General features: G+C 61.7%; 13 protein-coding genes. 11 read left to right on the top strand and 2 right to left on the bottom strand.

Annotated elements, in window-relative coordinates:
• Positions 1 to 53 precede the first annotated feature (53 nt).
• Positions 54 to 686 (bottom strand): ANTAR domain-containing response regulator, encoded by a 633-nt coding sequence (locus tag A7317_RS20010; RefSeq protein WP_069076680.1) that lies wholly within the window; start codon positions 684 to 686, stop codon positions 54 to 56.
• Positions 683 to 1,831, bottom strand: coding sequence for a transporter substrate-binding domain-containing protein (locus A7317_RS20005; protein WP_069076679.1), 1,149 nt, complete (start codon positions 1,829 to 1,831; stop codon positions 683 to 685). The genes A7317_RS20010 and A7317_RS20005 overlap by 4 nt, the downstream gene beginning before the upstream one ends.
• Positions 1,832 to 2,484: 653 nt before the next feature.
• Between A7317_RS20005 and urtA the strand changes: the two genes are divergently transcribed.
• From urtA to A7317_RS19950, 11 genes are all read left to right on the top strand, one after another.
• Positions 2,485 to 3,666: an urea ABC transporter substrate-binding protein gene (gene urtA / locus A7317_RS20000; RefSeq protein ID WP_065926081.1), complete on the top strand. Its 1,182-nt coding sequence runs from the start codon at positions 2,485 to 2,487 to the stop codon at positions 3,664 to 3,666.
• A 79-nt stretch (positions 3,667 to 3,745) separates the two neighbouring features.
• Positions 3,746 to 4,648, top strand: coding sequence for an urea ABC transporter permease subunit UrtB (gene urtB, locus A7317_RS19995; protein ID WP_069076678.1), 903 nt, complete (start codon positions 3,746 to 3,748; stop codon positions 4,646 to 4,648).
• Between the two features lies 1 nt (position 4,649).
• Positions 4,650 to 5,798, top strand: a complete 1,149-nt coding sequence (gene urtC / locus A7317_RS19990; RefSeq protein WP_069076677.1) for an urea ABC transporter permease subunit UrtC — start codon at positions 4,650 to 4,652, stop codon at positions 5,796 to 5,798.
• A complete protein-coding gene (gene urtD, locus A7317_RS19985) occupies positions 5,795 to 6,532 on the top strand; it encodes an urea ABC transporter ATP-binding protein UrtD (RefSeq protein ID WP_069076676.1) in 738 nt (245 codons plus the stop codon). Before urtC ends, urtD begins: the two co-directional genes overlap by 4 nt.
• 2 nt (positions 6,533 to 6,534) lie before the next feature.
• Positions 6,535 to 7,224 (top strand): urea ABC transporter ATP-binding subunit UrtE, encoded by a 690-nt coding sequence (gene urtE / locus A7317_RS19980; RefSeq protein ID WP_069076675.1) that lies wholly within the window; start codon positions 6,535 to 6,537, stop codon positions 7,222 to 7,224.
• A 23-nt stretch (positions 7,225 to 7,247) separates the two neighbouring features.
• Entirely contained in the window at positions 7,248 to 7,688 is a 441-nt protein-coding gene (ureE, locus tag A7317_RS19975; RefSeq protein WP_069076674.1) for an urease accessory protein UreE, read from the top strand.
• Positions 7,685 to 8,440: an urease accessory protein UreF gene (locus A7317_RS19970; protein ID WP_069076673.1), complete on the top strand. Its 756-nt coding sequence runs from the start codon at positions 7,685 to 7,687 to the stop codon at positions 8,438 to 8,440. The genes ureE and A7317_RS19970 overlap by 4 nt, the downstream gene beginning before the upstream one ends.
• 45 nt (positions 8,441 to 8,485) lie before the next feature.
• A complete protein-coding gene (locus tag A7317_RS19965) occupies positions 8,486 to 9,181 on the top strand; it encodes an urease subunit beta (RefSeq protein WP_069076672.1) in 696 nt (231 codons plus the stop codon).
• A 3-nt stretch (positions 9,182 to 9,184) separates the two neighbouring features.
• Complete coding sequence (ureC, locus tag A7317_RS19960) at positions 9,185 to 10,897, top strand: urease subunit alpha (RefSeq protein WP_069076671.1); 1,713 nt, start codon at positions 9,185 to 9,187, stop codon at positions 10,895 to 10,897.
• A gap of 26 nt (positions 10,898 to 10,923) precedes the next feature.
• Positions 10,924 to 11,577: an urease accessory protein UreG gene (gene ureG, locus A7317_RS19955; RefSeq protein ID WP_069076670.1), complete on the top strand. Its 654-nt coding sequence runs from the start codon at positions 10,924 to 10,926 to the stop codon at positions 11,575 to 11,577.
• Positions 11,574 to 12,452, top strand: coding sequence for an urease accessory protein UreD (locus A7317_RS19950; protein ID WP_081329234.1), 879 nt, complete (start codon positions 11,574 to 11,576; stop codon positions 12,450 to 12,452). The genes ureG and A7317_RS19950 overlap by 4 nt, the downstream gene beginning before the upstream one ends.
• Positions 12,453 to 12,473 lie beyond the last annotated feature (21 nt).

The following is a 12,473-nucleotide window of genomic DNA, read 5'->3' as shown; positions in this document are numbered from 1 at the left end:
ACGTCCACGCAGAAGAGGATCAAGCCTTCACAAGCTTGATGCTCAAAGACTGTTCAGGAACAGGCTTGTCGGAACAACTCGTGGGCCTTGACCAGTGCTTCGGCGATTTTTTCCACCGGTTCGCGTTTGGCCATGGCTTGATCTCGCAAGGCGTTGTAGGCATCGGTCTCCGACATGCCCTTGGTTTCGATGAGGATTATTTTCGCCTGCTGCACGGTGCGCATGACCGCCATGCGCCCTTCCAGGCGCTTGACGTGCCTTTCCCGTTCGCGGGCCTTGCGTGACTGACTGAGCGTGATCGCCAACGCGGTCAGCAAACCGAACGACTTCACGGGCGAAGGAATGACAGAGCAAGCGTTCAATTGCACCAATGCCTCGACAATGATCGGGTTCTCATAGGCAATCACCGGAATGATCGGCGGCGTGCTGGCGTGCAGCAGCCATGGTGTGTTGGTCGACAGGCTTTCCGGCGACACCGCCAACACGATCACGTCCGCCTCAGCGCTCAAGCGCTCCGGAATCGGCCATTGCACACGCACCTGACAACCGATGCGCTGCAACTGTTCGATCAGGTTGCGTCCATCCTCGTCATCCGGGTGCATCACCAATACGCTGACGTCGCGCAGGTCCTTGATGCCACCGGCACCGTCGTTGCGCAGGCGTTTCTTGGCGGCGCGCACGGTCATAGACGTCTCCCCACCGAGCCGGACCATTCATTGAAATTGGGTGCAATGGCATATGGGTCAGGCTTGAGTGCACGCTGGCTTTCGTAAAGGATGTCGAATTGACCCTCGACATTGGCCCGGCCGATCCGCGAAAACAGGTACGTATGGTGATTGTTGGCATCGATCCGAATGCGTCCTTGTGGCGCTTCGAATTCCAGCCCGCGCATGGCCTGCAGCACAGCCTCCACTTCAGTGCTGCCCGCTCGAACGATCGCCTTGGCCAGCAAATGCACCTGGAAGTAGGCCGCCTCCCAGCAACGGTCAGTGACCTGATGCTGACCAAACAGCTCGCGGTATTGGGCAATGCATTGGCGGTTGGTCGGCGTGTCCACCGACTGAAAATACGTAGCCGCCGAAATATGCCCCGCGCCCAGGTGAACACCCATTTGCTGAATGTCGGTTTCGCTGGTCGTCAGGCTGGCAATCGGCATCACTGCCGGATCAAAGCCTGCGTCGGCGTAGGCCTGGTACAAATGCCCCATGGTTTCACCGACGACTGTCGAGAAAATAAACGAGGGCTTGAGTTCCTTGGCCTTGACCATCAGCTTGGCGAAATCTTCCGGCCGCGCATTTTTCAGCGGCAGGTAATACTCGCCCAGCTTGGTGCCGCCACGCTCGTACAACAGGTCGCTCATCAAGCGATTGGTTTCGTACGGGTAGACGTATTCGGAACCGATCATCAACACGCGATTGCCGAAGTTGTCCAGCATGTAATTACCCAGCGGCAAGGCATTGTGATTCGGTGTGGCGCCGGTGTAGATGATGTTGCGCGAATACTCGAAACCTTCGTAATACACCGGGTACAGCAACAGGGCGTCGTAGCGCTCGACAATCGGCAGTGCCGCCTTGCGTGCAGCCGAGGTGTAGCAACCAAAGAAAAACCGCAGGTGTTCTTCGCGGATCAGCGATTCGATGTGCATGGCGTACAGCGCAGGCGTTGAATCGGGGTTGCGGGTGATCAACTGCAGCGGGCGACCATCGACCCCGCCGGCCGCATTGATCTGCGCAATCGCGAACTGCGCGCCGCGCATCGTCGAGCCCTCGGCAGCCGCCGTGACACCGGTATCGGAAAACAGACCGCCTATGCGGATCGACTGGTCAACCATGCCTATAAACCTTGTTCAACGTGAGAAAAGACACCCGCTCGTGGATGGGGGTCTGGAGGCCTGTGCAAAAAAATGATTGAACGAGACGCCGTGTAAACGCAACGGCTGCTCTCAGGCGGGTTGTGCCTGGGGCTGGCGCGACAACGCTGTCAGGGCCAGTCATGCGAGGGGCCTTCCACACCTGCCGAGGATGGGCGTGTGACAAGGGACCCTGCGAGGGTGTTGCCTGTCACTCATGCAGATAGTGGGCCACACACAACGGGCAACCTGCTCGCCTGGCGCCAGCCGGTTTCAATCCTTGCCTTGGAGCCAACCCATGCCGCCCACATGCTCACGGTATTGGTGCATTTATCATGCATTCGCGCCAAAGCAGCGCAGGCCAGTGACACGCGGCAATAGATGCAGGAGTCACTCGCCCCCTCCCCTCAACTGCCCGGAAAACGCCCTGGTCGCAATTGGCACTGCCCTTGCTATAACTCTCCAGAGACATCGCGCCAGCTGTTTGCCCTACGCCCCCTTGGCAAGTAGGGAAGCACCTCGCGTACGACTGGATCGGACACAGCTGTCCCGCCAGATTCGGCACAAGAAGCCTGATTTCCCGACTATTGATTTAGCCGGGATGTCGGGCTTTTTTTATTCCTGGAGAGAAGTGAATGCACAACGACAAACGCCGTTTGATCAAGCATGCCCTGTTGCTGGGCGCCTTCAGCCTGTTGCCGTTTTCCCTGGTCAGCCAGGTGCAGGCAGCCGAGACCGTGAAGGTCGGCATCATCCACTCGCTGACCGGCACCATGGCCATCAGTGAGGCCTCGGTGGTGGATGCGGAAAAACTCGCCATCGACGAAATCAACGCCAGCGGTGGCGTGCTCGGCAAGACCATCGAACCGATCGTCGAGGACGGTGCCAGCGATTGGCCGACCTTCGCCGAGAAGGCGCGCAAGCTGTTGGAAAACGATCACGTTGTCGCTACGTTCGGCGCCTTCACCTCGGCGTCGCGTAAAGCGGTGTTGCCGGTGTTCGAACGCAACAAGGCGTTGCTGTATTACCCGACGTTCTATGAAGGCCTGGAAAAATCCCCGGCCATCATCTACACCGGCGCCGAAGCGTCGCAGCAAACCCTGGCAGCCGTCAGCTGGTTGATGGCCAACAAAGGCAAGACCGTCTACCTCGTGGGGTCGGACTACATCTGGCCGCGCACCACCAATAAGCTGGCACGGGCGTCGGTGACCAAGCAGGGCGGATCCATCGTCGGTGAGGATTACCTGCCCCTGGGCAACATCGAGTTCTCCTCGGTGATCAACAAAATCAAGGCCGCCAAGCCCGACATCGTGCTGTCCACCATCGTCGGTGGCTCAAACGTGGCGTTCTACAAACAGCTCAAGGCCGCCGGCATCGACAGCAGCAACCAGACGCTGATGGCGCTGGCCGTCACCGAAGAAGAAGTCACCGGCATCGGCGCCGAAAACCTCACCGGTTTTCTCACCTGCATGAGCTACTTCCAGAGCCTGAAAAACCCGGTCAACGAGAAATTCGTCGCCGCCTTCAAGGCCCGCTATGGCGACAAACGCGTGGTCGGCGACCCAATGGCTGCCGCGTACACCGCCGTGTACCTGTGGAAGAAAGCCGTGGAAAAAGCCGGCAGTTTCGACGTCCCGGCCGTGATCGCCGCGTCCTCGGAACTGACCCTCGACGCGCCTGAAGGCGAGGTCAAAGTCCACAAGGACAACCACCACCTGTGGAAGCGCGCGCGTATCGGCACCCTCAATGCCCAGGGTCAGGTTGACGTGATCTACGAGTCCGCGCCCATCGAGCCCAACCCTTTCCCGAAACTGTGATGCAGGGTCGGGCGCGATCTGACTCGCGCCCTCTCCCGCCCACGCGGTCCGCCAACGTGCAGCGACAGGTAGCGACGCAATGACTTTCGATATTTTGGTGATGCAGGTCTTCAGCGGGTTCTCGCTGTTCTCGGTGTTGGTACTGATGGCCCTGGGGCTGACCATCGTGTTCGGCCTGATGGGCGTAATCAACATGGCCCATGGCGAGTTGATGGCGATGGGGTCCTACATGACCTACGTCACGTCCGTGGTGTTTGCGCGCTACTTTCCCGACTACATGGGCTGGTATTTCGTGATCGGCATCGGCGTGGCCTTCGTCGTGACCTTCGCGTTTGGTTTCTTGCTCGAACGCTGCTTTATTCGCTTCATGTACAACCGCCCGCTCGACACGCTTCTGGCGACCTGGGGCCTGTCGTTGGTGCTGCAGCAGGTGTTCCGCCAAGTCTTCGGGCCCAAGGAAGTCAGCGTGCCCACCGTGCAATGGCTGCAAGGCGCCTGGAAGATCAGCGATGGCCTGGAACTGCCGCTCAACCGGATTTTCATCATCGGCCTGACACTGGTCATCGCCGGCGCCGTGTTTCTGTTTTTGTACCGCAGCCGCTGGGGTTTGCGCATTCGCGCGGTGACCCAGAACCGCGCCATGGCCGGGGCGGCCGGCATCAACACCGCCCGCGTCGACGCGGTCACGTTTGCCCTGGGCTGCGGGCTGGCCGGGATCGCCGGCAGCTCGTTCACCATGCTCGCCTCGACCGGCCCGGTGAGCGGCCAGCAGTACCTGGTCGACACCTTCATCGTCGTGGTGTTTGGCGGGGTGGAGAGTTTGCTGGGCACCTTCCTGTCGGCCTTCGCCATCGGCCAGACGCAGATTTCGCTGGAATACCTCACCACCGGATCCATGGCCAAAGCCATCACGCTGCTGGTGGTGATCGTGCTGCTGTTCTTCCGCCCCAACGGCTTGTTCGCCGCGAAAGTGAGACGCTGAGATGAACGATATGACTGAGACGCCCCTCACCCGCCCCAGCACCTCGACGCCGACCACGCGCTGGCTGCGCGCCGGGTTGCTGCCGTTGCTCGAGCGCCACAGCCTGGCCTGGCTGTCGCTGCTGTTGCTGGTGATATTGCCCCTGAGCCTGGGCGACTTTCGCCTGGGCCTGGCCGGCAAATATTTGAGCCTGGCGTTCTGCGCCGTGGGCATGGTGATGATCTGGGGGTACGGCGGGATACTCAGCCTGGGCCAGGGCATCTTCTTTGGCCTTGGCAGCTACATGATGGCGATGTACCTGAAACTTGAAGCCACGGCCACCGACGAAGCGGCGAGCGCACTCGCCGCCTTCTACGGCTCGGCGTTGCCGGACTTCATGATCTGGAACAGCGTCGACGCGCTGCCCTGGTGGTGGAAGCCTTTCGAGTCGGCGACATTCACCTTTGCGGCGATCCTCATCCTCCCGACATTGCTCGCGTTTGTATTCAGCTACGCGTATTTCAAGAAGCGCGTGGGCGGCGTGTACTTTTCGATCATCACCCTGTCGTTGGCGGCGATCATGTCGATCATGATCATCGGCCAGCAAGGCTACACCGGTGGCGTCAATGGCCTGACCGACTTCAAGACCGCCTTTGGCATGAGCCTGCAAACGCCTCAAACGCCCTGGATTCTGTACCTGATCACCACCCTGTTGCTGCTGGGCTGCGTGGCGTTGTGCGGGTTCATCCTGCGCAGCCGACTGGGCAAAGTGGTGGTGGCGATCCGTGACCGTGAGGACCGCGTGCGGTTTTCCGGCTACAACACAGCACTGTTCAAAGCGTTCATCTTTGCCGTGGCGGCACTGATCTCGGCGCTCGGCGGAGTGATGTTCACCCTGCAGGTCGGCCTCGCGTCGCCGTCGCTGGTGGGCATCATCCCCTCGACCGAAATCGTCATTTACGCAGCCCTTGGCGGGCGTCTGTCGCTGGTGGGTGCGGTGTACGGCACGCTGTTGATTGGCGTGGCCAAAACCTACCTGTCGGAAAATTTCGTCAACTTCTGGCAGTACTTCATCGGTTTCCTGTTCATGGGCGTGGTGCTGTTCTTGCCGACCGGGCTGGCCGGTTTGCTGCAACGCCTTGGCCACGCCCAACAGGAGGTGCAGTCATGAGTGGCCTGTTGCTGAGTGTCGAAGACCTCACGGTGTCGTTCGACGGGTTCAAGGCAGTGGACAGCCTGAATTTCTATGTCGAAGAAAACCAGGTGCACGTAGTGATCGGCCCTAACGGCGCGGGCAAGACCACCCTGCTTGACATGATCTGCGGCAAAACCCGCCCGAGTGCCGGCAGCATCCGTTTCAAGGACCTGCAACTGGCCAACATGATCGAGTACCAGATCACCCGCGCGGGCGTTGGGCGCAAGTTCCAGAACCCTTCGGTGTATGAAGACCTCACCGTGCGCGAGAACCTCGACATCTCATCGCCTGGCAAACGCGGCATTTTTAACTGCCTGTTCGCCCGCAAAGACGCGGCCCTGCAAGCAGAGATCGAGCAGACCGCCGAGATGATTTTCCTCCAGGACCAACTGGGGCGCAAAGCCGGGCTGTTGTCCCACGGGCAAAAGCAGTGGCTGGAGATCGGCATGTTGCTGATGCAGCGCCCGGACCTGTTGCTGCTGGACGAGCCGGTGGCCGGCATGAGTGCAGGCGAACGGGAAAAGACCGCGGGCCTGCTCAAGCGTATCGCCAAGGGCCGCGCCATGGTGATCATCGAGCACGACATGGAGTTCGTGAAGTCAGTGGCTGACAAAGTCACCGTCCTGCACCAGGGCAAAACCCTGGCCTACGGCTCGATGGATCAGGTGCAAAACGATCCTCGCGTCATCGACGTCTATCTGGGGCACTGAGCATGCTGACCGTCAATAACCTGAACGTGTATTACGGCGACAGCCATGTGCTGCGCAACCTCAACCTGGCTCTCGCACCCGCCGAGTCCCTGGCGATCATGGGTCGCAACGGCATGGGCAAGACCACCCTGCTCAGAAGCCTGGTGGGCATGCTGCCGACACGTAGCGGCAGCATCACGCTGGCGGGCCAGGAACTCACTGCCAGCAAGAGCTATGAGCGGGTGGCCGCCGGGGTGGGCTTCGTGCCACAGGGGCGGATGATTTTTCCGTACCTGACGGTTGAGGAAAACATCCTCACGGGCATGCAGGGCGCCCCAGCCGCGCCGATTCCCGACTACATCTACGAGTACTTCCCGGTGCTGTTCGAGATGCGTCGACGCAAGGGCGGCAACCTCTCCGGCGGCCAGCAACAACACGTGGCGATTGCCCGCGCGCTAGTGTCCAACCCCAAAGTGCTGATCCTGGATGAGCCGACCGAGGGCATTCAGCCATCGATCATCAAGGACATCGCCCGGGCCCTGAACCTGCTGAAAAAAGAACGGGGGTTTTCGCTGATCGTCTCCGAACAGGTGCTGTCGTTTGCGATGGCAGTGGCCGACCGTTACCTGATCATCGAGAAAGGCGAGTTCGTCCACAGCGAGGTCCGGGAAACCGTCGACCGCGAGCGCATCCTGCGCTACCTGACCATCTGAAACCGGACCTGGGAGCGCACACCATGTTGATCCTTGACCGCATTCTGGGCCAGGCCAGCGACCCTGCCCTCGCCGACCGTTTGCATGACCTCAGCCACGCAGGCCAGGTCGAAACCCTCAGCCTGTCGGCCAGCGATATTCAGCGTCATCGCCTGCGCCTGGCCAGTGATCGCGGCACCGACTGTGCGATTCGGCTGGAGCGCCATCAGCAACTGCGTAACGGCTCGGTGCTGATGCTCGACGGTCAGCGCGCCATCGTCGTGCAAATGCAGGACGTGCAGTTTCTCGACCTGCAACCGAGGGACGCTGCCGCAGCGCTGGAGCTGGGGTATTTCGCCGGAAACATGCACTGGGCCGTGCGCTTTGCAGGCACGACGTTACGGATCCCGCTGAATGGCCCGCAGGCCGATTACCTCGAACGTCTGGCGCCGATGCTCGCGGACGGCCGGGTGCAGCGCCTATGAGCGCCGCACCGGCCGATTTGCGCAGCAGCCTGCTGGCGCTGCAACAGGCGGACAGCTTTTTCCCCGGCGGCGCGGTTGCCTGGTCATGGGGGCTGGAAACGCTGGTGGCCGATGCACGCCTGGGGCAGAACGACTCGATGACCGACCGCGTCCCTGTCAGGCGCCGTCAGCGCGGGCTGCAGAATGATCGCAGCGTTCAGGTGCGGGCCTTCGTCGAAGGGCAATTGCGCCATCGCTGGAACAGTTTTGACCGGGTGTTTTTATGCGCCGCCTGGCACGCGGCGGCTGACCTCGCCACCCTGATGGACCTGGACAGTCACATCGAGGCCCTGACCCTGGCAGAGGAACTGCGCCAAGGCTCACGTCGCGTTGGCCAATCGTTGCTGGGCGTGCATGTCGCGCTCGGTACACCCGGCGCTGCCGCTTACCAGCAACACGTGCTCGCCCGAGCAACGCCGGGGCATTTGCCGGTGCTGCAAGGGCTGCTGTGGAAACGTCTCGGCATGCCACTCGAGCACTGCCAACTCGCTGCCGCCCATGGGTTATGCACCGGACTGGTCAGCGCCGCTGTGCGCCTGGGCGTAATGGGGCATGTGGATGCGCAGCGGGTGCTTACCGATATCCAGCCCTTGCTCCTGCAACTGCTGGCTGAGGCTCCGCTCGCCCCCGACGACGCCAGCGGTTTCACACCCATGGCCGAGATTGCCGTGATGCGTCACGAAACCCAGGACCTCCGTCTTTTCGCCAATTGAGGTGGCAGGCACGAAAACGCCTGCTGCCGACACAGGAGCTTGAACATGCTGCTGACGCCCACCGAACTTGAGCGGCTGACGCTGTACACCGCCGCCGAACTCTCGCGTAAACGCCGCGCCAAAGGGCTGCGCCTGAACTTTCCGGAAGCCTCGGCGCTGATTGCCGATGAAATACTGGAAGGCGCCCGTGAGGGGCGCAGCGTGGCCGAGCTGATCAGTTTCGGCTCAACGCTCCTCAACACTGACGATGTCATGCCCGGCGTGGCCGATCTGCTGCCGGTGCTGCAAGTGGAGGGTACGTTCCCCGATGGCACCAAACTGGTCACCGTGCATCAGCCGATTCGACCCGGCCAGTTGCCGTTGGCCGTCATGCCGACGCCTGGCGAAATCATCTCGCCCGAGTGCGATATACAGCTCAACAGCGGTCGCCCCACGACCACCGTACGGGCGATCAATACCGGCGACCGGCCGGTGCAAATCGGCAGTCACTACCACTTTTTCGAAGTCAACAAGGCGCTGGATTTCCCCCGCGCCGCCGCCTTCGGCATGCACCTGGACATTCCCGCCGGCACCGCCGTGCGTTTTGAGCCGGGGGAGCTGCGCGAAGTGCACCTGGTGCAATTCGGCGGCACGGGTGACATCCACGGTTTCAGCGGTTTGACCAACGGCAACCTGCACGATCCGGCCTGCAAAGCCATCGCGCTCGATCGCGCGCGCGCTCAACAGTTCAAGGGGGCGTGATCCATGGCAACGATGACTCGCAAGGAATACGCCGCGATGTACGGCCCCACCACCGGCGACGCCGTGCGCCTGGGGGATACTTCGCTGCTGGCCGAGGTGGAATTCGACCACTCGGTGCCCGGCGATGAATGCCTGCACGGCGGCGGCAAGACCCTGCGCGACGGCATGGGCCTGATGCCGGGGCATGACAGCGCAGACGGCGCGCTGGACATGCTGATCTGCAACGCGCTGATCATCGACCCGGTGATCGGCATCGTCAAAGGCGACATCGGCATCAAGGACGGCAAGATCGTAGCCATCGGCAAGGCCGGCAATCCGCAGGTCATGGACGGTGTGCATCCGCTGCTGATCTGCGGCATCGCAACCACCGTGCGCGACGCTGAAGGCCTGATCGTCACGCCCGGCGGGATCGACGTGCACGTGCATTTCGATTCTGCGCAACTCTGCGACCACGCGCTCGCCGCGGGCCTGACGACGCTGATCGGCGGCTCGCTTGGGCCGATTACCGTGGGGATCGACTGCGGCGGCGAATGGAATGTTGGCAAGATGCTGCAAGCCTCTGAAGCCTGGCCAATCAATTTCGGCTTTCTCGGCAGGGGTAATTCCAGCAAGCCGGAATCGCTGCTCGGCCAACTGCGTGGTGGCTGCCTGGGTTTGAAGATCCACGAGGACTGGGGCGCGATGCCCGCCGTGATCGATACCTGCCTCAAGGTGGCCGATGAATACGACTTTCAGGTGCAACTGCACACTGACACCCTGAATGAGTCGGGCTTTCTCGAAGACACGCTGGCCGCCATCGGCGACCGCACGATCCACATGTACCACACCGAAGGTGCAGGCGGCGGCCACGCCCCGGACATCATCAGCGTGGCAGGAAAATCCAACTGCATCCCCTCCTCGACCAACCCGACCAATCCGTACACCGTCAACACCTTCGACGAGCACCTGGACATGATCATGGTCTGCCATCACCTCAATCCGGACGTGCCGGAAGACGTGGCATTCGCAGAGTCCAGGGTCCGTCCGCAGACCATCGCCGCCGAAGACATCCTGCACGACACCGGGGCGATTTCGATCCTGGGCTCCGACAGCCAGGGCATGGGGCGCATCAACGAGGTGATCTGTCGCACCTGGCAACTGGCCTCGAAGATGAAAGACCAACGCGGCCGTTTGCCGGAAGAAAAAACCGGATTGGGCGACAACGAACGCATCAAGCGTTACATCGCCAAGTACACGATCAATGCTGCGCGGGTGTTCGGAATCGACAGTTATATCGGCTCGCTGGAGCCGGGCAAGATCGCTGACCTGGTGCTGTGGCGCCCTGCCTTTTTTGGCATCAAGCCGGAGCTGGTGGTCAAGGGCGGTTTTATCGTGCACGGCGTGATGGGCGACTCGGCAGCCTCGCTGTACACCTGCGAACCGCTGATCATGCGCCCGCAATGGGGTGCCTTCGGTGAAGCCAAACAGGCGCTGTCGGTGAATTTCGTCAACCGCCTCGCGGTAGAGGCCAATACCGCCGAGAAGCTGGGCCTGAAAAAAGTCCTGTTGCCGGCCTTCGGCACCCGCACCCTGCGCAAGTCCGACATGCTGCACAACGACGCCTGCCCGGACATTCGCGTCGACCCACAGACCTTCGATGTGTACGCCGACGGTGAGCGCTTGACCTGCGAGCCGGTCAGCGAAGTGCCCCTGGCCCAGCGCTACATGTTGCGCTGATCACAGCCAATAAAAGGAACCCGATAATGAGCACTGCATTCCACGCCGTACCGCAGCCGCAAGCCCACCCCGGCGCCGCGCGAGTCGGGATTGGCGGCCCGGTCGGTTCGGGCAAGACTCGCCTGCTGGAGCAACTGATTCCGCGCTTCATCGCGCGCGGCACCGAACTGGCCATCATCACCAACGACCTGGCGACCCGCGAGGACGCCGAACGGGTGCAGCGCAGCGGCCTGATCGACCCACAACGGGTGCTCGCGGTAGAAACCGGCGCCTGCCCGCACACGGCGATCCGCGAAGACCCGACGCTGAACCTGCAAATGGCCGACGAACTGGAAGCGCGATTCGAGAACCTGGACCTGATCCTGATTGAGTCCGGTGGCGACAACCTGGCCTCGACCTTCTCGTTGGACTTGGTGGATTACTGGATCTTTGTGATTGATGTTGCTGGCGGCGATGACATCCCGCGCAAACGAGGGCCAGGCGTGTTGAGCTGTGATCTGCTGGTGGTCAACAAATATGATCTGGCGCCCTATGTGGGCGTTGATCTGCCACGCATGCGTCGCGAATCCGCCGAAGCCCGCAACGGCCGGCCCGTGCTGTTCACCAACTGCGCGACGGGTGACGGGGTCGACGCGGTAGTCGAAGCCATCAGCCGCGCCGTATTGTTTGACCGACCATGAACGCGCCGCAGCAACTGCTTCGCCCGTTGATTGCCCCGCCCCAGGCATCGTCACCGGTGCAGGCCCGGATCGCCTTCAGCAAAGCGCCGTCCGGCGCCAGTTATATCAGCGAGCAGCGCGTGGGCTATCCCTTTCATCTGGGCCGCACCCTGAAGCTGCCGGACGACCCGAAAGACATGGCCGCCGTGTATGTGCAGTCGTGCTCGGGCGGGATTTTCGCAGGGCAGGATTTGCGGATGCACCTGCATGCCGGGCCGGACACTCAAGTCCATGTCAGCACTGGCGCGGCGACGGTAGCGCACAGCATGCTCGAGCAATCGGCACGCCAGACTGTCAGCCTCACCGCCGAACGCGGAGCATTGCTGGAGTACCTGCCAATGGCGACGATCCTGTTTCCCCAGGCAAACCTGTACAGCCAGGTGAGGGTGAATCTGCACCCGGGCGCCAGGGTGATGCTGTGCGACGCGTTTTGCCTGCACACCCCTCAAGACAGTGCCGGCCTCTTCGATTTCTACCGCGCCGACCTGGAAGTGCGCTGCCCGGCAGGCCGCTTACTGGCCGGCGATCGCCTGGCGCTGAGCGGGCAAGACCTGCTGCGGCAATTACCGGGCGTCAGTCATGCCTTCCAGACCCTGGCAACATTTATGCTTGTGGGCCAGGGCTTACCTGTCGAAGCGTTGAAAACAGCCTTGCGCAATGCCCTACCCGCTCACCCCGACCGCTATCTGGGTGTCAGCGCGTTGCCCAACGATTGCGGGGTTTCATTACGCATCATGACCCTTGATGCCGTGTCACTGCGCAACAGCCTTCACACAGCCTGGGCGTGCGTGCGTGAGCATCTGACCGGCGTGGCACCGCGTGTACGTCGCAAATGAGTGCTGATGCTGCTCAAGCTC

The sequence above is a fragment of the Pseudomonas fluorescens genome, from assembly GCF_001708445.1.
Taxonomy (GTDB): Bacteria; Pseudomonadota; Gammaproteobacteria; order Pseudomonadales; family Pseudomonadaceae; genus Aquipseudomonas; species Aquipseudomonas gorinensis.
Note: the sequence above shows the minus strand (reverse complement) of the source record. Positions and strands in the feature narration are given on the sequence as shown.